The sequence below is a fragment of the Microbulbifer sp. MKSA007 genome (genome assembly GCA_032615215.1).
Lineage (GTDB): Bacteria > Pseudomonadota > Gammaproteobacteria > Pseudomonadales > Cellvibrionaceae > Microbulbifer.
The window spans coordinates 3,555,057-3,576,595 of record CP128433.1 but is presented as its reverse complement, the minus strand read 5'-3'; the positions used below and the strand labels follow the sequence as shown (position 1 = coordinate 3,576,595).

Below are 21,539 nucleotides of genomic sequence, written 5' to 3'. Positions count from 1 at the left end.
TCCCAAGATAATGAGTCTATTATTTACTCTAAAGTTTTCTTTCGATTAGTAATTGATAGGTGATGCCAAGTGGTATTTTATAGGGTTTAATCAGTTTGTTTTTGGTTTGTTAATAATATATATAAATTAAAGGTGCGGATTTAGTGTCCATTATAAATATAGGTTTATAAATGGCGCATGATATTTTATGTGGGCTCAGGTCTTAGCTTGAAATCTGTTCTCCTATATTGTCCATGCTTAAAGTGAATATAAAAAAGGGCCAGTCAATGACTGGCCCTTTTTAACGCTTTGGTGTTATTCAACCGAAGACCTAATCAAGTAGTCAAATGCGCCCAGCGAAGCAGTTGCACCTGCACCCATAGAGATCACTATCTGTTTGTAGGGGACAGTGGTCGCATCGCCGGCGGCGTAGACGCCGGGGACTGAAGTTGCGCCGCGCTCGTCGATCACGATTTCGCCCATGCGATTCATCTCTATATCGGTTTCGTTAAGGAACTCCGTATTGGGTACCAGGCCAATCTGTACGAAGACGCCTGCCAGGTCGAGTTGCTTGTTTTCACCGCTCTCTCGATCGGTATAGGCCAGGCCGTTAACTTTGTTGCCGTCGCCGAGTACTTCGGTGGTTTGCGCATTGACGATAATATCAATGTTATCCATTAACTGAGCCTTGCGTACCAGCACCTCGTCTGCACGCAGTTTATCGGCGAACTCCAGTACGGTGACGTGCTCGACGATTCCGGCGAGGTCGATCGCTGCTTCGATGCCCGAGTTGCCGCCACCGATAACAGCTACGCGCTTACCTTTAAAGAAGGGGCCGTCGCAATGGGGGCAGTAGGCTACGCCCTTGGTGCGGTACTCCGCTTCGCCAGGTACCCCCAGTTCTCTCCAGCGGGCACCGGTAGCCAATACTACAGAGCGGCTGGATAGGGTAGCACCGCTTTGTAGTTTGATATCTACCATTTCGTTGCGTCGCAAGTTGGCTGCGCGTTGATCGGTAATGATATCAACACCATACTCTTTTACGTGTTGCTCAAGGCTGGCTGCGAGCTTGGGGCCCTCGGTATAAGGTACAGAGATAAAGTTCTCGATGCCTACGGTATCCATTACCTGGCCGCCGAAGCGTTCTGCCACTATGCCAGTGCGAATGCCTTTGCGAGCGGCATAAATAGCAGCCGCTGCGCCCGCTGGGCCACCCCCTACCACTAAAAGATCGTAGGGTGCTTTTTCATTCAGTTCTTCAGCTTTACGCTCGGCTGCGCCAGTATCCAGTTTTCCAACAATCTCTTCGAGGGACATCCTGCCTTGGCCGAAGTGTTCACCATTGAGGTAAACCGCAGGTACAGCCATAACATTGCGCTTTTCAACTTCCTCCTGGAACAGGCCACCGTCGATCATTTCGTGGGTGATGTTTGGGTTGAGGGTTGCCATCAGGTTCAGCGCTTGGACAACATCCGGGCAGTTTTGGCAAGAGAGGGAGATATAGGTTTCAAAGTGGAATTCACCCTTCAGGTTTCGTACCTGCTCCAGTAGCTCCGGGTCTGCTTTTGAGGGATGGCCCCCGCTTGCAATAGTGCCAGTACGAGTGAGGTAAATTCATGTCCCAGGGGAATACCGGCAAAGCTAACCCGGGGTTCCTCTCCGGCAGGGGCGATGGCCATACTCGGCGTGCGCTTGGCTTGACTCTGCTGTGCAGTAATTTTGTTGGAGAGTCCGGAGATTTCATCTACCAGCGCCTCCAGCTCTTTGGATTTTTCACTGTTATCTGTGGACACACGAATCTCGATCGGTTTGACGATATTCTGCAGGTAAGTGTCCAGTTGTTTTTTCAGGTTTGCGTCCAACATCGGTGTGTCCTTTCTCTAACAATTTAAGGCTTGGTTGTGGCCCACCTTTTGATGGGCCGGGTCAGAGGTATTTGGGTTAAATCTTTCCTACCAGATCTAGGGAGGGGGCTAAGGTCTCTTCGCCTTCTTTCCACTTGGCCGGGCAGACTTCACCGGGATGAGCGGCGATGTACTGGGCAGCTTTGATCTTGCGCAACAGCTCGCTGGCATCGCGGCCGATTCCGCCGGCAGTGATCTCGACAATTTGGATACGGCCTTCCGGGTCGATTACAAAGGTGCCGCGATCGGCTATGCCTTCTTCCTCGATCATCACACCGAAGTTGCGGGTGATGGTGCCGGTGGGGTCGCCGATCATCGGGTATTGGATTTTGCCGATGGTGTCGGAAGAGTCGTGCCAGGCTTTGTGGGTGAAGTGGGTATCGGTAGATACGGAGTAGATCTCAACGCCCAACTTCTTGAACTCTTCATAGTTGTCCGCCAGATCGCCCAGCTCAGTGGGGCAGACGAAGGTGAAGTCTGCGGGGTAGAAGAAGAATACGGCCCACTTGCCTTTAACGTCGGCGTCGCTGATATCGAAGAAGTCGCCGTTTTGATAAGCCTTGGCGTTAAAGGGTTTCAGCTGGGATTCGATGTAACGTGACATGGATAGCTCCTTATTTATCACTGTCTTGTCGGTCGTTGTTTGGAAGTGGGATCAATACTATCGGTCGATGCTCTTTGATAAAAATTATTAATGTAAATGCGTGTGATAGCTTTTGGCAATCGTTGTTGGCTATTTGATTGATTGGGTGTTTAGCCGCTATTTAATGGCTTTGGCAAAGCGACAGCCGTTAGGTGAAACCTTATCGGTGCATCCTGATGTCTATTGAGCCGCAAAGACGACATATAGATGTGTTGATCGCGGTCCATACCCTCAGGCATCAAAAAAGAGTTGAGTCGTAAATCAGCGCACATTAGCAATAAGTTAGAAGTGCAAGCCCGGTTCTGATGATCTGGGTAGTGCCAGCGGATGTGAGGTTAAATGTTGCCGCTATGAATCAGAATGTGGTGCATGTCACGGTGGTAGGTGTCGGTCTGCCTGGGGAGTCAATCGGATGGCTGCATTTGTCTCAGCTAATGAATATGCGAAATGTAGTGGTGGATGCGATTGTTGAAGAGTATTGGCTTTCCAGTGATGTCGAGTCATCTGAAAAAGGGATGGTTTTCCGAAACGAGATGGCAAGACTTAAAGCTCAGTATGGCGATTTCAAAACTTATTCCTCGGTGGCGCAAATACCTGATGCGCATCCCTCCTTTAAAAATTTGGTTGTTATCTCGGTGAGGACTCCACTCGCGAAGGGGATTTTTAAATCGGTAGTTAATAAAGGATATAGGAATATATACCTTGAAAAACCAGGTGCAGACTCGCTGGAAAAACTGCGTGAAATGGAAAGGATTGCCGACAGGAATAATGTAAATGTTGTTGTTGGCTATCAAAAGCATATCGCAAATTACGTGGATAGAGCCGAGAGGCTTAACGAGCAATGGAAGTTGAAGTCCAGGAGTGTCGGATTCATTCATCACAACCCGCATCCGGAAGCCAACCTGGAAAGCATTTTTAGGCAAAATTCCGAGGGTATGCTGCTCAACCAGTGTTGCCATGAACTTGAACTCTGTATAGCAAAGTGGAACCTTGCTCCTCACAACATTACTGATGTAGTAGTGAATCGAGATGAAACCGTGCAGAAGCGCTTCGGTGATATCGAGGACTTCAAAAAGCTGTCTTTTACGCTAAAAACTAATCTGGGAGTGAGTTTCTCTTTTCTGGCTACCCGTTGTGAAGGCGTAGAAAATTGCATAGTGATACGAAAAGGCCTTCGAGGTGACCCTGTTTTTATTCGGCAGGCCATGGAAGATGTGCTTGATCGGGCACTTGAGCTTACTAGAAAAGAAAAGGGAGGGATGTGGTATTGCTACTTGTTTGAGCGAGATTATTACAATCTGAAGCGGCTGTTTATTGAATCCATTCTAGATAGCGATGATGAGAAATACTTGAGCCTGCCGCGACTGCTTCATGCATGTGGTGTTCTCGAATTAGCCGCAGCGATAGAGCCCAGTATTAAGGCTCAATTAAGAGAAGATGAAAGCCATCATTCTATCGTACAAATTTCAGATACTATTTGTCAGGCTCCAACAAACCAAAGAATCTGGTACCACCATGGACTCTTTAATCCTGGTAATAAATTCCTTATAGAACTCCTAAGACCGCCGCAGAACAGAATTATTTGTTGTGTTGATGACAAGGTATGGGAACTCTATGGGAAGGGTATTACCGAGTGGCAAGAGTCCATGGGGGTTGAGTTCATCCCGATAGTTATGAAGGGTGGCGAACAGTCAAAAAATATTAATAGTCTTATCAGTATGATTGATGAGATATGGAAGGCAAATCCTCTTCGTTACAGGGAGCCAATCTTAGCTATGGGCGGAGGGGCGGTAACCGATACGATTGGGTTTGTCAGTGCGGTGTGGCGACGGAATACACCCTGGATACGTATTCCAACGACTCTAATGGGAATGATTGACTCCTCTATCGGCATTAAAGTCAGTGTGAACCACAATATTAAGAATGGGATTGGTGCTTTTCATTGTCCCTTGCATACCATTATTGATCCCTCCTTCTTGAAAACTAATCCACAGCGGGTATTAAAAAGTGCAATTGGTGAAATGATTAAGGTTGGAGTGGTATTCAACAAGGATGTGCTCGATACCTTGTCAGCTCAGGGTGCCACTCTGTTGGAAAATAGTTTTTTAGAACCTGATGGCCTGCCGGGAGATGCATCCTATAAACTGCTGATAAATTGTATTGATGCCATGCTGGATAGTATTGCGGGAGACTTAAAAGAAGAGAACTTATCTAGACCAATGGACTTTGGGCATACGTTATCCCGCTGGTTGGAGCGTGATGAGGCTTTTAGGTTGATGCATGGTGAAGCTGTGGGCATTGATTGCCTGTTTACTTCGCTGGTAGCTGAAAAAATGGGATTGATATCCAAGGCAGACATTGAGTTACTGTTTGGAATTTACGTGCAGCTGGGACTTGCAGCTAGTGTCAAAGGGCTGAGCCTGGATGTATACAAGACGGCAATAAAACAGATCTCGATTCATCGCTCCGGTACTTTGCGAGCGCCTCTCCCAGCCCCTTTAGGAAACTGTATTTGGGTCAATAAGATAGAGGCGAACCATCTGGAAAGCGCTTGGTATGACCTACAAGAAAGGCTCACTCGTCATCCAGAGCTCATATTGGATCCTGATGAAATAGCAGAGGAGGAGTATTTACCTAAGCAATTAGACTTGACCAGTCATCAAAGCGCTAAAAAACTACCTTTGAGAAGGCTGCGCTGGGGATTTATAGGCTGTGGAAGAATAGCAAATGATTTTGCATTAGTCCTCGATTACCTGGATTCCTCAGAAGTGTTTGCTGTAGCTTCCAGGGATTTTAATAGAGCGAGAGAGTTTGCGAATAGTCATGGAGCAAGTAGGGCTTATGGCAGTTACCTGGAACTTGTTTCTGATCCTGATATTGACATTGTCTATATTGCAACTATCCCCGAGTTACACCGACAACATGCTGAATTAGCATTAATGGCAGGTAAGCCTGTTCTTATTGAAAAACCTCTGGCGTTAACAGTTGAGGATGCTGTAAGGATTAAAGAGCTTGCCAATAAAAAACAGCTGTTTTGCATGGAAGGGATGTGGATGAGGTTCTTCCCTGCTATTAAATACTGTAGAGATATTATTAGTCTTGGAAATATAGGTAAGGTAAGCCAGCTTCGTGCAGATTTGAGCTTTGACCTGCGCAAGGATGAAGGGTTGCAGTCTCCAAAATGGAAGGTGGGAGCTGGTATGGATGCCGGAGTGTATCCTGTCCACACGGCGCTGATGGTATTGGGTAGGGGGATATCAGACCTGGAGTTCTCTGGGGTGCTGGATAACTACGGTTTCCAGAAGGATGGTGCCGGGCTCATTTATGCGCACTTCGATAGTGGATCAACAGCTGTAGTTTCCTGGAGTCATCTGGTTGAGGGTGCGGAAGAGTTGGAAATCTATGGTACAGAAGGGCGAATAAAAGTGTTTGCCCCGGCACATTGTCCAACTAGGGTGTCAGTGACGCGGATCACTGGTGATCGAAGGACAGATAATGAGACTAAGTTGTACGAATTCCCGTTACCGAGAATAAGAGGCAGGTTTAATTATCCAAATTCTGAAGGGCTTTATTATGAGGCACAGGCCGTTCAATTATGTATTGAAAAAAACTTCATAGAATCACCGGATCTTCCTCTTGCCGATTCTATACAAGCAATCCGAATGATTGAAGAATGTGATCAATATATCAAAAGAAGGGCTGCGTGAAACGCAACATCTATTGGTTTGGATTGCTTTCATGCTATGGGGCTCTATTTTTACTGGGCTTTGTGGAGGTCTATAAAGCTCCAATTTACCCCAAAATTTTAGATTTTTTTTCCGTTTCCCCAACAAAGGGCTCCACCTTTTTCTTCCTGTCCACTTTTTCAGCCTTACTGATGACTTTATCAGGGGCTATCTGGGTGAAAAAAATCAGAGTGATCTCTGGGTTAGCATTATTCGTAGTTTTTATGGGGGTAGGGTCGGTACTTTCAGGTGTTTCTGGATATCTGTACTCGTTTACCCTGCTTATTCTGGGCAGCTTTCTCTTTGGTTTGGGTGCCGGAGGGAGCATGGTTTTGATTAATGTGGCAATCCCCCTTTTTGTGCCTGAAAACTTAACTCGTCAAGGTTATTGTGGATTACATAGTACCTATGGGGTTGCCTCCGTATTGTCTCCTTTGTTACCCGGGTTGTTATATAAATTTCACTTTGGATGGGAGGGCGGTTTCTACTTGTTTGGGGGGATAGCAGCAAGCATATTATTTTTCATCTTGTCTGGATTAATAAGAAGAAAAGGAAAACTGAGGAAAAATGGGAGTTCTTTTAACCCTGGCGCCTATAAAGAGGCGAGCCAACGAGATAAAGAACCGAAAGAGTGGTGGATCGCAATTGGTGGCGGGTTTATTGTTTCTGCCTACAACGGCGCTGAACATATATTGGCGAGTAGGATGGTGCTGTTTCTTGAAGCTAGGGGAGGGCATTGGGCCGTTGAGGCGGATATTTTGCTTTCAATCTTTTTCGGATTACTTTGTTTGGGGAGAGTGGCCTTCACTTTTATCCTGCTGAAGGGAAGTGCTTTTTTCTGGTTGATAGTCTCCTTTTTATCGACAGCAGCCGTATTTTCTCTGGGCTACTGGGTGAGTCCACTATGGTTTCCAGTATGTGGATTGACACTATCCTACTTGTTTCCTTATGCCATGGAATGGTTGACACATTGTAGTAAGAATCCCCCTTTTACAGTTTCATTCTCCTTAGGCATGGGGGGAATTTTCTTGATTCTGGCGCATGCTTTGGTGGGGTGGTTAGATGAAAGTTACGGAATACAAACAGCAATCTTTGTAGTTCCTGTGTTCCTCTTAGGAGGAGTTGTATGTTGCTTGCTTTTATCACTTATTGCGAAGCAAAGAAGCCATTAACACCGATTTGCAATATTTGATTAACGACAATGCCCGCCAAAAGGGCGGGCAAGGCCAGTTCCAATCCTGTGAGGGCTTGGGAAGACTTAAATTTTGCCTACCAGATCGAGAGAGGGGGCCAGGGTTTCCTCACCTTCCTTCCATTTTGCTGGGCAAACTTCACCGGGGTGAGCAGCGATGTACTGGGCAGCTTTGATCTTGCGCAGCAGCTCACTGGCATCGCGGCCGATACCGCCAGCAGTAATTTCCACAATTTGAACACGGCCTTCCGGGTCGATAACGAAAGTACCGCGGTCGGCAATGCCTTCTTCCTCAATCATTACACCGAAGTTGCGGGTAATGGTACCGGTAGGATCACCGATCATCGGGTACTGGATCTTACCGATGGTGTCAGAGGAATCGTGCCAGGCCTTGTGGGTGAAGTGAGTGTCTGTGGAGACTGAGTAGATCTCTACACCCAGCTTCTTAAACTCCTCATAGTTGTCTGCCAGATCGCCTAATTCAGTGGGGCATACAAAGGTGAAGTCGGCGGGGTAAAAGAAGAATACGGCCCATTTACCTTTGACGTCAGAGTCACTTACATCGTGAAATTCGCCATTTTGGTAGGCTTTGGCGTTAAACGGCTTGAGTTCGGATTCGATATAGCGGGACATGGTTAGCTCCTTATTGGGTGCCTGGCTCTTAACTTTGATGCTGTTTATGCTATTGACTGGCAACCAATAATAGAAATTAACAATTTAAATATCTTAGATAGTTTCCTGCTATCTAGGCAGCCTGGCGATAATTTAGTCTGCAATCCGTACCAATTTGAGGTCGCTGGTTACATCGGGGATACTCGGGACCAAAGTATTAATACCCATCCATCGGGTATGGGTAATTTTTCACAAGGCGCATCTATGCGATTGATTCGGTTGCTTAAGCATGACCTGGCCCGCGAAGCCGGAGATTGGGTTGAAGACGGTGTGATCAGTGAAGCTCAGGCTGAGCAGATCTGTGCCCGCTATGAAGTGGATTACCACCGGGCGCAAGAAAGAACACTTGGATATCGTATTTTGATTGGGTTGGCCTATCTCTTTATCGGGCTGGCGGTGATTACACTGATTGGAGCCAATTGGGAGGAAATCCCCAGAGCGCTGCGAATGGGGGGGCTGATCGCTTTGACCTTGGTGACCCAGGGAGTGGCGTTTAAGGTTTACCTGTCTGGAGACCGGAAGGCCGGAGAGGGCTTGTTCTTGTTGGGTAACCTGTTTTTTGGTGCGGCGATTATTTTAATCGCACAGGTATACCACTTGGGCGAGCATATGCCAGATGGTATTTTCTGGTGGGCACTGGGTAGTTTGCCATTTGCTTTAATTACCCGCAGCCCATGGATTGCAGAGCAGTCTTTGCTTTTGGCTTTGCTTTGGTTCTTCCTGGAGTCGAGTTTAGGCTTTTACCCCGCCCTGTTCCCAATTTTCTTGCTGGGGGCCCTCTATATCCTGTTAAGTGGTCGTGCGAGCGTGATTCTCTTGCTGACCTTTATCTTTGGCTTAGGTTTTTGGCTGGAATTTTCCCTATCAGAATTTTGGCGTTTGCAGGATGGGAAATTTAGTGCGGATATTTATCCAGAGAACCTTGCTGTTGCAGTCTCGCTCTTTATCCTGATGTATTGCTTTGCCCATTGGTTGGCAACTCGCCCGTCGGCGGTAGCCAAGGACTACGCAGCAGTAATCTCTATTTGGTGCCTTCGGTTTACTTTAATTGGCTTACTGATTTTTAGCTTTGAATATCCCTGGGAGGAGATGATAGAAGCCCCCTGGAGTCACCTACCTTCTATGTGGGCGGTAGTAGGAGTTATGTCTGCCGTGTCGATAGTGTTGGCGCTGCTGTCTCAGAGGTTGCTATTCGGACTGGGGTTGTGCGGTGTTTTTGCGGCAGTACTTGCGTTCGTAACGAATGCCAGCTCCAGTGACTACGCAGTTTGGTTACAAATTTTTACAAACTTCGCCCTGATTGCCTGTGGAATCTGGTTGATCTTCAGGGGTATTCACGATGGTATCTCGCACTACTTCTTCCTCGGAGTTATGGCGGTCCTGTTGACGGCTCTGCTGCGTTATATTGACTTGATTGGCGACTATATAGGAGCATCTCTCCTGTTTATTCTCTTCGCAGTTTTATTGCTGGCAGCAGCCAAGTATTGGAAATATCACCAGGCGGGGGGAAGTTTGCGATGAAACGTAGAGTTGTGATTGGCCTGGTTGCCGCCATTGGCGTGCAGTTTTTTATATTGTTAGGAATGTATATTAAGGCTCAAATGCCGCTGTGGACGGGCCAGCCTGTCTCAGTGAAAACTGTTCCTGTAGACCCGCGCTCATTGTTTCGGGGTAACTATGCCCAATTAAATTACGCCTTTTCCACCTTAGATAAAGCCTTGTTTAAAGGGCAGGGACGACTGCGTCAGGGAGAGGTGGTTTATGTGGGCTTAGAAAAAGGGGCATCCGGATTGTATGAACGAGCCTCTGTCAGCCTTGAACAACCACAGGGCGGAGTCTTTATTCGAGGGCGGGTAGCAGGCCAGAATTTTTGGAATTCATCAGATAGCTACCGGATTCGCTACGGTATTGAAGCCTACTTTGCTCCAAAGGAAAAAGCCCTGGATCTGGAAAAACAACTGCGGGACGGTGGCGTGGCCGAATTGATGATTTCTGCGGATGGGCGAGCGAGCTTGAAGGTTGTCAGAGGCTCAGGAAATCAATAGGCAAAGGGAAAAATCAGGAATGGAAGCGATTGGTCCGGCACGGCGCAGCCTGCCGGTTTTCTTTTTTTAATGGATATTCAACTGGGCTGTCTATTGCTTGCGGCTCTGGGGCTCTACCTTGTGCCAATGGAAGTTTCATTTATTGGTGATACGGTTTGGTTGCAACTGCTGTTGGGATTATTAGGCGCTATTGTCACATTTGCGGTAGTACTGACATTAGCTCGTTCTGAGACGCTATTTGGGAAAATGCTGCGGCTCCACTGTACTCAATTGACCCCGCTATTTTCCAAGTTGTCCCCATCACAAATGGTATGGGTTGCTTTAGCTGCGGGTGTTTGTGAGGAGCTGTTGTTTCGTGGTTTTCTACAGTCTTGGCTCTCCCAGCTCAGTACGCCATTCCTCGGTTTATTGGGTGCATCACTGATATTCGCATTACTGCACTGTGTTTCCTGGGTGTACTTCTTCCTCACCTTTATGATTGGGCTTATTTTAGGCATTTTCTACCAAATGTCCGGGAGCTTGGTGGGGGCGATTGTTTGGCATGCGGTATACGACCTTTTGGCAATTTTCGCCATAGTGCACTTTCCCCATTTGCTCGGATTAAAAAATCAAGTCTTAAAGCGAGGGTAAGTAGCCAGCTTTGGTCTGGAGACCCACAGAGATGTTACGGAGTTACTCGCGGGCCCCTAGGCGTTGCGACTTCTTGAAAGGTCTAGACATTCCTGCGAAGCCGCGCCTTGATTGTGAACCGCTCTGCAAGCCAGAGGTATCACGGAGTTATTCAGAGGCTCCCTAGATCACGGCAACGATCACCACTAGTACCAGGGAGGCCGTTAGGATAAAAGCAATAAGCGCTAAGAGTCCATCTCGAGCTGCCAGCGATAGCCCAAAAATGGTGAGAGCAAGACCAGCAGTTGAGGCAGAGAAGGGGATTACTTCCATTATTGGCAGGGTCAATGCAATAAAAATGCAGGTTCCAGCAATAGCGTAGGTGCCATATCGGCGCACGATAAAATCCATCCGTGGCTGAATCCAGCGGTCGGCAAACCGGGCGGGCTTTTCCATCCAGTGCAGGGCATCCATCAGCTTCTCGCTGGATATGGAGCGGTTGATTAACCACTGTGGAAGCCAGATATAGTTGCGCTTCATCAGCAGTTGTAGGGCAAACAGTAGTAGCAATACGCCCATCGCGGTAGACATTCCGGGAATACCGCTCAGAGGGGAAAACAGGATCAACCCGATAAGGATAAGGAATGGGGCAAAGGATCGAAGCCCCACAGCCTCAATAACATGCTGGATGGAGATTTTCTCCTGCCCCTGACTTTTCTCCTCAATATCCTTCAGCAGCTGGCCCAGTCCTATGATTTCTTGTGTCATGGTTGGAATTAGTTGCTGTGTAGTTTCTTTGCAAGACAATCTACTGATAAGAGGGCTGGAAACCGGGTAGTCTCTACGAGCTATCCGGTTCCAGAGATATTGTCGAGCATAGCACTGTGACTGGCTTTTCGGCTAAAGTCAGGCAGTTTTTCAAAGGGGATAAGCTGTCTGACGTCAAACTAAACGGATAGAGATAGGCTGTTGGCGGAGGATTATGCCTGTCATCATTTTCTGTTAGATTATTGCTGATGGCGGGTGTGCTTATTTCGGCTGATTGAATTTCGGTGTGGTTTCTAGTTGGTACGGAATCCTAAGGCAGTCTATTTAGGTACTGAGCCACTCGACTACCTCGATAAACTACTAATAAAAAGGACGGTCACAAATGGATGCTGTTGACCAAACAAAAGGGAATCCACCAGTTTTTCTTTTATTAATTGGCACTCAGGTTGTTTGCTTGTTGCTGGCCCTTCTGGGCTTTTATCTGGCTTCACTCAAGGTAGTGATCATTGGTGATAGTGTAGGGTTGCAAGTAACAATTGGCATCATTGGTGCAATGGCTACCTACGGTGTGATGTTGTCGTTAACTCGCTCAGAAACGACCCTTGGCAAGTCAATGCGGCGTCAATCGATCGCCCTGATTCCGCTATTTTCACGATTGTCTTTCTTTCAGCTGCTGTTGATTTCTGTTGTAGTCGGAATTTGCGAAGAGCTTTTGTTTCGGGGGTTTTTGCAGTCCTGGTTGTCAGAACTTAGCTCGCCATTGTTGGGGTTATTAATTTCCGCAATTGCATTTGCGCTACTTCATTTCTCATCGTGGACCAATTTCTTTCTGACTTTGGGAATTGGTGTGGTTTTAGGAGTGGTTTACCAAGTGTCCGGAAGTTTATTGGGAGTAATAATTTGGCACGCAGTCTACGATGCAATTGTCCTTATTGTTTTGACTCAATACCCGCACTGGTTAGGGATTAAGATAAAAGAATAACCGCAATTTTCGGGGGCGATTTACTTGTTTTAAGCTCCCGAATTTAACCTTTGGGGTTTAAGGAGCCTCCCAGACCCGCAAAGACATTGTAGAATTATTCGGAGGCTCCTTAAGCATTGAATAGCTCATCCAAACGCAGGGTCTCAATCCCTGTTCGTTCTTGTCGACTTAAATAAACCATTTTTTTGGCTACTTCACGCCCCTCAATGGGTCTATAACGTCTCAGCCCCGGCAGCATACAAATTACTGGTAGGAGGGTGCCTCCGATTTTCTCACCGGGGCGGGCATTTGCACGATCTCCGAGGAGTAGGGAGGGTTGCAGTATACTGATGCGCTTAAATGGAAGTTTCTTGATTTTCTCTTCCAGCTCACCCTTCATACGTAAGTAAGCACTGGCGCTATTGGCATTGGCTCCGCTGGATGAAACCAGTAAGTAATGGCTGACTCCTGCCTCCGCTGCCAATTGGGCCGCTTTGTATTGATATTCAACGTCAACCTTGTGCTGTGCGGCTAGGCTGCCGGCTTGTTTGCGAGTGGTGCCGAGGCAGGAAAATAGAGTATTTCCCTGAAAAAGAGGTGCAGCTTCCTCCAACCGATCAAAGTCGACAATATGATTATGTATTTTTTGACTTGCAGTGGCTTTGGGGCGTCGAGTGAGTGTAAGTACTTCATCAAAGACTTCTTCACCAGCCAGTTGCTCTGTGAGATGGCCACCGATAAGGCCCGTAGCTCCGAGGATAATGGCTCTTATGCTCATTGGAGGTCGATTTCCATTGATTATAAGTTCGCAAGGCTAATAGCGTACTTTAGCGCAAAGATGTCTATGTTTGTTAAAAGTTGCCAGCTGGAAAGGTTGTCTGGTGAGCAAAGAAGGCCGAAGCGTAATTAACTGAGGGAAATCTAACTCTGGGATTCCTCAGTAATTCTGGAAGATACAAAAATTCTCTATCAGATTGTGGATGTTTAATAATTGTTCACTGTGCAGATCCTTGCTGCATCTCATTGCGTCGCATGGGCATGCTGTCGATACGTTGGAAAACTTCGACGGCTGAGAATTTATTGGCTTTATACTTTACTTCCCCATCCTTCCCTATAAGAAGTACTTGCATTGCTGGTCCTTGCAGATATTTTTCCCGTACATTTTTAGCAAAATTGTCTGTGACTTTACCGGGGAAGTTAGTCTCAAGGGTGCTGTTAGAGAATAGGAACCATATCAAGTTTCTCTCTGCAAACTGCGGCGCTAACTTGAGTAATTCATTGATTGTGCTATTGGGATCTTCCGGGATATTCAGTAATAGAATGCGGTTTTTCCACTGGAAATCTTTTAGGTCGTTCACCGTAGATCCCTGGGCGAATGTAGAAGAAGTCAACAGAACCAAGACAAGCACAATGAACTTATGCATTTACTAATCTCATCTATTAGCGTGATCTTAGGGAACTCATTAGGCTATCCAATCACTAATTCAATTTTACGGCGCTTGGATGTCCTTTAAGCATAAGATATGAGCTGCCAGTTACAAGGCAGATGATGATCGGTATCGACAGTGAAAACTGACTAGTCAAAAGGCGTGTAAATGAGCGAGTGGTCTAGGCTCTAGGCGGGAGTAACAAAAATATATCGCAAGCTAATTAGGTTCTGAAGGATTACCTGATCGGCTCGGGTGTCGAGTGAATTACGCAGTATGGCTAAACAGAGCGGCAAAATTACACGAGATCAGTACTTGGGGTTGGCTGCATTAGTTCTCGCGGCCTTCCTTATTAGTAATGACTATACTGCTTTTGCCCCCGCACTACCTGCCATCGAAAGAGAATTCAATGCAGACATAACTAGCTCCCAGTGGATCATTAACGGCTACGCCTTGGTTTTTGGTGTTTTCATCATAACCGGTGGCCGCTTGGCGGATATCTATGGCCGCCGCAGAGTATTTATGATTGGAGCGGGAATATTCGTTTTCTTTGCCGTGCTGGGTGGCTTGGCAATGGATATGTGGATGTTATTGATATCCCGCGCATTGATGGGAGTGGGTGCGGCATTGATGTGGCCGTCCACTTTGGCAATGACTTTTAACCTGTTGACCTATGAAAGGTCAGGGTTGGCGGGTGGTATCCTGATGGCCACCTGTGGGTTAGCGAATGCAGCTGGACCAGTTTTGGGTGGGGTGCTCGCAGATTTTTTCAGTTGGCGATGGATTTTCTTCGTTAATATTCTCCTCACTCTGGCAACAATGCTGGCTTGCTGGTGGGCAGTACCCCCCGATAAACCTCGTGACACTGAGGAAAAAATAGACTTCTTCGGTGTGCTACTACTGTGCACCTCGCTATTTTGTTTGCTTTTTGCACTGGATGTCTCCGCGGAAATTGGTTTCAAGCATCCTGTGGTTATCAGCCTGATCGTTGTGTTCCTGGTGTTGCTCTGCCTGTTTACAATCGTGGAGTATCGAGTTGGTAAAGATGCCCTGATTCCCCCTGATATTGCAAAGAACCGGAAGTTCCTAGCGGTAGGTGTTACGACACTTCTAATCTCCGTAGTATTCCTATCGGCAATTCTCTATGTCCCCCAATTTTTGGCGAATTTTCGTGGTTACTCAGCATTTCAGGCCGGTTTATCTTTGGTCCCTTTAATGGTTATATCGGGGCTGGTTGCTATTATCTCCGGCCGCCTCTATGAGCTAGCTGGACCAAAATTACTCGTCTCATTAGGTATTTTGGGGATGAGTGTTGGAATGTTCATGCTTTCGAACCTGACTTCGGACACGGGTTTTCTGGATATGTGTCCGGGCTTGGTCGTGTTGGGAGTGGGTATTGGGCTGTTCAATCCATCCAGTACGACTGCGGGTATTACGGTGGTGGAACCTCACCGTGCCAGCTTGGCAGGCGCTATCCTCTATATGTTTAAAATTGGTGGCGGTGCGGTTGGTTTGGGTATGAATGCTACAATCATTGCCTTCGCTCCAGATATACCTTCGGGTATAGATAGAGCTTTTACAGTAAATGCTTACCTAGCCTTGGTTGGTTTGATTGTTTGCATGTTCTTTGTGATCGGTAGGCCAGAGAGCCAAAGCGGAGAGCTTTCTTGATCGCAAGTGAAGTGCGTCTCATTTCTTTTGTGCTGTAGATCTCTTTTATTTGCTGGAAGTGCTTTTTTCAAAATTTATCCATTCTTTGAGTTTTTGTGAGATTTGAATTTCCTCACATCTGATTAACCCTCTATTCAATACAATGCCGCAGCTCAAGGCTCTGTTGTGCCTGGGTTTATTGCGGTCCTGTTCCAGATTATCTGACAGGAATTGATAGTTTAGGGTTGGGTCGGAGGTAGGCCACATGTTCAGAATTCTTCAGATTGTACTTTTCTTTCTGTTGGCCAGTACTGGGCATGCTCAGACTATTGATAGAGATGATATCCGTGGCCTGGATGAGCAGATTCAGGATGTTAAGAAAGATGTTATTGATCTCACTGCTGAGTTGTCACAGCTGGAGGAAAAGCTCTTATTCCCCTCTAATACGCAGGTAGCTCTTTTTGTCTCGGTGGCTGATGAAAAGCCCTTCGAGCTGGAGTCGGTTGAGGTCACACTGAATGGCAAATTAGTTGCCCATCACCTCTATACCTACCGGGAAATTGAGTCCCTGCAAAAAGGTGGGGTACAAAAAATATACACTGGCAATGTGCAAGTGGGTGGGCACCCATTAGAGGTTAGTTTTCTCGGTAAAACCCCATCAGGAAAAGAGTATCGGGCCACAGCTTCCTACACTGTAGAGAAGGCAGTGGGTCCTAAATTTGTCGAGATTAAGGTTCTGGGAACCGAGTCCACGATAAACTTCAAGGACTGGTAATCATGCTCAGGTCCCTGGTAAATGTGTTGTCCTGTCAAACCAGGGTGATGCTTGGTGCTCTATCCCTTTGTTCTTTGGCTGCTCTCCCCGCTGCAGCGGCGACTGAACCGCAGGAAGAACTTAAAGACCTGTTTTTTGGTGCGGCAATGTTTCATGCCCATCAGGAAAGTTATTTTGATGCGATTGTGGCACTGGACACAGAACTTGCTCAGTATCACCGCTTAGATCAGCCTGAACTCGATCCTTTCAGTGCGCACTTGGGGCAAGCTGAGTTTTCGGTGGGTGACTTGGAATTGTCCTATCGAATGCACAGGGAGGCTGGGCGGGCTATTGAGGCTGTACTGCAGGGAAATGTTTCCCAGCCGGTGCGCAATGAAGCCGCGTATCGACTGGCAAAAATTCACTATCACAAACAACAGCCGCGCAACGCCTTACATGCCCTGGAAATGATTGATGGGCGGGTTCCCGAGAGGGTCCGTGCAGATGAGCAGTTTTTGCGTGCTCGAGTCTATATGCAGCTCGGTCGATTCGAGGAGGCCGTAGAACTGCTGCAAGACCTAAAGGGTGAAGAGTCGCTAGAGGGCTTTGTTTCCTTCAATTTGGGTATTGCCCAACTGAAGGCGGGAGAAGAGGCGCGCGGTGTTCTGGAGTTGACTGCACTGGGAAGAAAGCGCAGTTCAGAGGCGGCCCTGCAGGCCCTTTACGATAAAACCAACCTCTTATTGGGCTCCCATTTAATGGAGCTGGGCAAGCTGGATATGGCGCGCCCCTATTTTGATCGTGTAAACCTCGATGGCCCTTTTTCAAATAGGGCGCTGCTGGGCGCTGGCTGGGTAGAGGCCCGCGCGGGTCGCTATGACCGGGCACTGGTGCCCTGGAAACTGTTGCAAGACCGCAAAGGCACCAGTGAGCCAGTGCAAGAGGTCATGTTGGCGGTGCCCTATGCCTATGGCAAATTGGATGTCCACAGTACGGCAGCAATTAACTATGGCCGCGCATTAGACGCGTTCGGGCGCGAGATTGATACCCTCACTCAGTCTATTCATAGTATTCGCAAAGGTAAGTTCCTTGAGGCGTTGCGTCGTAAAGAGGCTACCCAGGTACAGAACTGGGTAGTGGCCTTGCGCAATTTACCGGAAGCCCCCGAGACCCATTACTTACTCGACCTGATGGCGTCCAATGACTATCAGGAATTTCTGTGCAACTATCGCGACCTCAACGATTTATATGAGCGCAATGAAGAGTGGCTAAAAAGCCTCACAGCCTACGAAGATATTATTCGTATTCGCCGCAACTATTACGAGCCCTTGTTGCCGGAGCTGGACAGGCAATTCCGGGAGCTCGACGCCCGTATCAAGCTGCGGATGGAGCAGCGCGATCAGTTTGCCAGTCGTATAGAGCAGATGCTGATCTCCCGCCACCCAGAATACCTGGCAACGGCCGAAGAGCAGGAGGCGCGATTGAAGCTCCTGGAACTTAGCGGAAAAATTGCTGAGCATCCCCAGGGCTTTACTGAAACTACTTTGGAGCGGGTTCAGCGGCTTAAAGGTGTATTGGACCTGCGTCTTTCCTTTGAGTACGACCAGCGTTTGACCGAGGCCTACAAACACCTGGCGGAATTAAACCAGGAGATCGAAAGTCTCCAGTCTGTTTACGATTCCTTTGTGCGCAGTCGCCAGGCGGCAACTCACAGCTATACCGGTTACGACCGCGATATTACTCGTTTGCGCGCGCGTATCCAGCAAACCCAACGGCGACTGAAAACCCTGATGGCGCGCCAGGGCACCATGCTTGAGGCATTGGCAATTGCCGAGTTAGAACGCCGTCGCGCACAGTTGGAGAGTTATCAAATTAAAGCCCGCTTTGCCCTGGCAGACAGCTACGACCGCGCTAATGAGCTGCAGGAGCAGCGTGAAGATGAATTTAAGGTAGAGCAGCACAAGGCGCTGTTGGAAGAGCAAATTCCTGAGGAGAATCCACCGGAGATGGAGCAGGTGGAGGAAGAAGAGTCAGCAGAGGGAGGTGATTCGTGAGTAAGTTGCTCAAATCTAAATCTCAAGCTGGTAAATCTCTCAATCGTGCCGCTGGTCTTCTCTCTGCACTTATAGTGCTAGGGGGTTGTGCGGGAAACAGCGGCAAGACAATCGGCAGTCTTCAAAATGTCGAAGTAGAAATTAAGGAAGAACATATTGATGGCAGCCTGGAGAAGGCACTGGCCAGCTACCAGAAGTACTTGCAGGAAACCCCTGAATCCAAGCTGACCCCCGAGGCGATGCGCAGGATTGCCGACCTAAAAATCAAGCAGGCACACCGCGCTGAAGATGCAGAATTCGATAACCTTGCTGGAGTAGCTGCTGGAAGCGGGGCGGTGATCTCTGTCGATGCGTCAGAAGCTATGGCTGAAAATACCCTGGATGCTCCAGAGAAGACAGCGCCGGTGGCGAAGGTAGAGCCGGTAGTGGCTGAGGCGCAGGCCCCTGGGGTTGTCGAGTCTGATGAGGAGTTTGAAACCCGGGCTAGTGGCAGCATAGAAATAGCTGCAGATGAAACCCCGCTTGAAGCGCCGGGCGTTGATTCTGAAGAGATGATGTCAGCCAATGCCCGCGAGGCCATCGATCTTTATATTAAATTGCTGCAAAAGTACCCCCTGTATCACCGCAACGACCAGGTGATGTATCAGTTATCCCGAGCTTATGAAGAAGCGGGAGAGATTGATGCAGCGGTGGATGTGCTGCGTCAGCTGGTGGCCAACTATCCGGACTCGCGACATATCGATGAATCCTGGTTCCGGCTGGGCGAATATTATTTTACCCGCAAGAAGTTTCTCGATGCGGAAGAGTCCTACGGAAAAGTTATCGATATTGGTGTGATATCCAGTTTCTACGAGCTTGCCCTGTATAAACGCGGTTGGGCGCTGTTTAAGCAGGATATGTATGAAATGGCCCTGGATGACTATATCGCCATGCTGGATTACAAAGTCTCCCAGGGCTATGACTTCGACCAGCAAAACAATAAGGGTGAGCGCAAGCATATTGACGATACTTTCCGTGTGGTCAGCTTGAGCTTTTCTTACCTGGAAGGCCCTGATTCGGTTGTCGATTACTTCACCCGCAAGGGCAATAGAGATTACGAATTCCGGGTATACAGCCAGCTGGGTGAATACTATTTGGAAAAGCGTCGCTACCAGGATGCGGCAAAATCCTATATTGCGTTTGTTGATCGAAACCAGTTGCACAGAGTATCTGCGGATTTCTCAATTCGTGTTATTGAAATCTACAGTAAAGGCGGCTTTCCCAAGCTGGTGCTGGAAGCGAAGAAGGATTTCGCCACTACTTATGCACTTAATGCCGATTACTGGACTGTCTTCGATATTAACGAATACGGTGAGGTGGTTGCCTTCCTGCAGACCAACCTGATCGACCTCGCCGGGCACTACCATGCGGCTTACCAGAATAAGAAGTTAAAAGACAAGAAGGCCGAGAATTATCGCGAGGCGATTCACTGGTATCGCAGCTATCTCGATTCCTTCCGGGAAACTGAGCGCGCACCGGAAATCAATTATCAGCTTGCCGGATTGATGTTGGAAAACCGGGATTTCCATGGTGCAGCTCTGGAGTATGAGCGCACGGCCTATGAATATCCTGCGCATAAGGATTCCAGCGAAGCAGGCTACGCAGCGGTTTACGCTTATCGCGAACATCTGGCTAATAACTTAAAAGATGCAACGGATGAGCAGCGTGCACCACTATTGCGGGAAATTATTCGTTCATCGCTGACTTTTGCGGCCACATTCCCCGAGCATGCCAAAGCACCACAGATCATGTTAGGAGCGGTGGAGGATCTCTACGGGTTAAAAGACTATGCCCCGACAATCGCCAATGGTCGTTCACTGTTGGAGCAGTTTCCCGCTGCGGAGCAGGAGATTAGACGTTCTGCCTGGCTGCTGGTGGCTCACGCTTCTTTCGATACTGCGGCCTTTGCGGATGCAGAAATCGCTTACGGTGAAACTTTGACGCTGACTGCCCAGGATGCAAAGGATAGGGCGGGACTGGTAGATAACCTGGCGGCTTCCATCTACCAGCAGGGTGATATGGCCCGTAAACAGGAGGATCATGCAACCGCAGCGAGTCACTTCCTGCGTATTCGAGGTACTGCACCTGGCGCGACCATTCTGGCTACGGCGGAGTATGATGCTGCCGCATCATTGATCGTTCTTAAGGATTGGGTACAAGCGGCAACGGTATTGAATAACTTCCGCAGTCACTTCCCGGAGCATGAGCTGGCGAAAGATGTCACCAAGAAGTTGGCAGTGGTTTACCAGGAGAGCGGTGAGCTGTTGCTAGCAGCTGCGGAATTTGAGCGTATTGAGCGGGAATCCGAGGACGATGAAATACGCCGTGAGGCCTTAACCCAGGCGGCAGATCTTTATGCAGCGGCAGAAGATAGCGCTAAAGCGCTGTCTGTTTTGCGTCGCTACGTCGATTATTTCCCCGAACCCATGGAGCCGGCGCTGGAGACCCGCCAGAAAATTGCCGATATCTACAAAGTGTCCGGGAATCAAAAGCTTTATATGGCAGAGCTTCGTGAACTGGTGAAAGTTGAGTCCCGCGGTGGTTCCCAGCGCAGCGACCGCACCCGTTATCTCGCAGGTAATGCGGCCCTGCTATTGGCTGAACCCAGCTTTGAGGCTTTCACCCAGGTGGATTTGGTTGCGCCTATCGAGAAAAGCCTCAACCTCAAGCGCAAGCGTATGAAAGCAGCCACCCGTGTATTTACTGACCTGATTGATTATCAGGTGGCCGATGTGACCGCTGCGGCAACCTTTTACCTGGCTGAAATTTATCTCCACTTTAGCGTGGCCCTGAAGGACTCGGAGCGTCCAACCAACCTGAATGCCTTGGAGCTGGAAGAGTATGAGTTGGCATTGGAGGAGCAGATTTATCCCTTCGAGGAAAAAGCCATTTCTGTTCATCAGAAGAATGTCGAGTTGCTGGGCGTCGGTATTTATAACCCCTGGATTGATAAAAGTATTGGCAAGCTTGCCAATTTAATGCCCGCTCGCTATGCACGGGCGGAAGAGGCTGGTGAGTATCTCCAGACTATTGTACCCCTGCCGCCAGAGCCGGAATTGCCTTCAGCGGGATCAGCAGTTTCGGGTCAGTAATAACAGGCATTTGCCTTTTGGAGTG

At 48.2% G+C, this 21,539-nt stretch carries 15 protein-coding genes and 1 pseudogene; 10 read left to right on the top strand and 6 right to left on the bottom strand.

Annotation, left to right across the window (positions count from 1 at the left end):
• Nucleotides 1-294: 294 nt before the first annotated feature.
• Nucleotides 295-1,844 (bottom strand): annotated as a pseudogene (gene ahpF / locus QT397_18690) (alkyl hydroperoxide reductase subunit F).
• 76 nt (nt 1,845-1,920) lie between these two features.
• Nucleotides 1,921-2,487: an alkyl hydroperoxide reductase subunit C gene (gene ahpC, locus QT397_18685; protein WNZ54888.1), complete on the bottom strand. Its 567-nt coding sequence runs from the start codon at nt 2,485-2,487 to the stop codon at nt 1,921-1,923.
• Nucleotides 2,488-2,831: 344 nt separating this feature from the next.
• On the opposite strand from ahpC (QT397_18685), the gene QT397_18680 reads away from it, so the two are divergent.
• Nucleotides 2,832-6,233, top strand: a complete 3,402-nt coding sequence (locus tag QT397_18680; GenBank protein ID WNZ54887.1) for an iron-containing alcohol dehydrogenase — start codon at nt 2,832-2,834, stop codon at nt 6,231-6,233.
• A complete protein-coding gene (locus tag QT397_18675; protein WNZ54886.1) occupies nt 6,230-7,423 on the top strand; it encodes an MFS transporter in 1,194 nt (397 codons plus the stop codon). Before QT397_18680 ends, QT397_18675 begins: the two co-directional genes overlap by 4 nt.
• A gap of 86 nt (nt 7,424-7,509) precedes the next feature.
• Here QT397_18675 and ahpC (QT397_18670) read toward each other — a convergent pair whose 3' ends face one another.
• Nucleotides 7,510-8,076 carry an alkyl hydroperoxide reductase subunit C gene (ahpC, locus tag QT397_18670; GenBank protein WNZ54885.1) on the bottom strand — a complete coding sequence of 189 codons (567 nt, stop codon included), beginning with the start codon at nt 8,074-8,076 and terminating at the stop codon, nt 7,510-7,512.
• Nucleotides 8,077-8,319: 243 nt separating this feature from the next.
• Between ahpC (QT397_18670) and QT397_18665 the strand changes: the two genes are divergently transcribed.
• The 3 genes from QT397_18665 (at nt 8,320) to QT397_18655 (ending at nt 10,790) form a co-directional block, all read left to right on the top strand.
• Entirely contained in the window at nt 8,320-9,636 is a 1,317-nt protein-coding gene (locus QT397_18665) for a DUF2157 domain-containing protein (GenBank protein ID WNZ54884.1), read from the top strand.
• Entirely contained in the window at nt 9,633-10,160 is a 528-nt protein-coding gene (locus tag QT397_18660) for a GDYXXLXY domain-containing protein (protein ID WNZ54883.1), read from the top strand. Before QT397_18665 ends, QT397_18660 begins: the two co-directional genes overlap by 4 nt.
• Before the next feature lie 69 nt (nt 10,161-10,229).
• A complete protein-coding gene (locus tag QT397_18655; GenBank protein WNZ54882.1) occupies nt 10,230-10,790 on the top strand; it encodes a CPBP family intramembrane metalloprotease in 561 nt (186 codons plus the stop codon).
• A 162-nt stretch (nt 10,791-10,952) separates the two neighbouring features.
• Here QT397_18655 and QT397_18650 read toward each other — a convergent pair whose 3' ends face one another.
• Nucleotides 10,953-11,537 (bottom strand): exopolysaccharide biosynthesis protein, encoded by a 585-nt coding sequence (locus QT397_18650; protein ID WNZ54881.1) that lies wholly within the window; start codon nt 11,535-11,537, stop codon nt 10,953-10,955.
• Between the two features lie 382 nt (nt 11,538-11,919).
• Here QT397_18650 and QT397_18645 point away from each other — a divergent pair, with 382 nt between their 5' ends.
• The gene (locus QT397_18645; GenBank protein ID WNZ54880.1) at nt 11,920-12,519 is read left to right on the top strand and encodes a CPBP family intramembrane metalloprotease; all 600 of its coding nucleotides are present in this window, start codon (nt 11,920-11,922) and stop codon (nt 12,517-12,519) included.
• A gap of 109 nt (nt 12,520-12,628) precedes the next feature.
• Here the strand turns inward: QT397_18645 and QT397_18640 are convergent, their stop codons facing one another.
• Nucleotides 12,629-13,276, bottom strand: coding sequence for an NAD(P)H-binding protein (locus QT397_18640; GenBank protein WNZ54879.1), 648 nt, complete (start codon nt 13,274-13,276; stop codon nt 12,629-12,631).
• A gap of 217 nt (nt 13,277-13,493) precedes the next feature.
• The gene (locus QT397_18635; protein ID WNZ54878.1) at nt 13,494-13,922 is read right to left on the bottom strand and encodes a DUF4174 domain-containing protein; all 429 of its coding nucleotides are present in this window, start codon (nt 13,920-13,922) and stop codon (nt 13,494-13,496) included.
• A gap of 279 nt (nt 13,923-14,201) precedes the next feature.
• On the opposite strand from QT397_18635, the gene QT397_18630 reads away from it, so the two are divergent.
• From QT397_18630 to QT397_18615, 4 genes are all read left to right on the top strand, one after another.
• Nucleotides 14,202-15,596: an MFS transporter gene (locus QT397_18630; GenBank protein WNZ54877.1), complete on the top strand. Its 1,395-nt coding sequence runs from the start codon at nt 14,202-14,204 to the stop codon at nt 15,594-15,596.
• 244 nt (nt 15,597-15,840) lie between these two features.
• Nucleotides 15,841-16,350 (top strand): hypothetical protein, encoded by a 510-nt coding sequence (locus tag QT397_18625; protein WNZ54876.1) that lies wholly within the window; start codon nt 15,841-15,843, stop codon nt 16,348-16,350.
• 2 nt (nt 16,351-16,352) lie between these two features.
• Nucleotides 16,353-18,383 (top strand): hypothetical protein, encoded by a 2,031-nt coding sequence (locus QT397_18620; GenBank protein WNZ54875.1) that lies wholly within the window; start codon nt 16,353-16,355, stop codon nt 18,381-18,383.
• On the top strand, nt 18,380-21,514 hold the full coding sequence (locus tag QT397_18615; protein WNZ54874.1) for a tetratricopeptide repeat protein: 3,135 nt from the start codon (nt 18,380-18,382) through the stop codon (nt 21,512-21,514). Before QT397_18620 ends, QT397_18615 begins: the two co-directional genes overlap by 4 nt.
• The last annotated feature ends 25 nt before the right edge of the window (nt 21,515-21,539 follow it).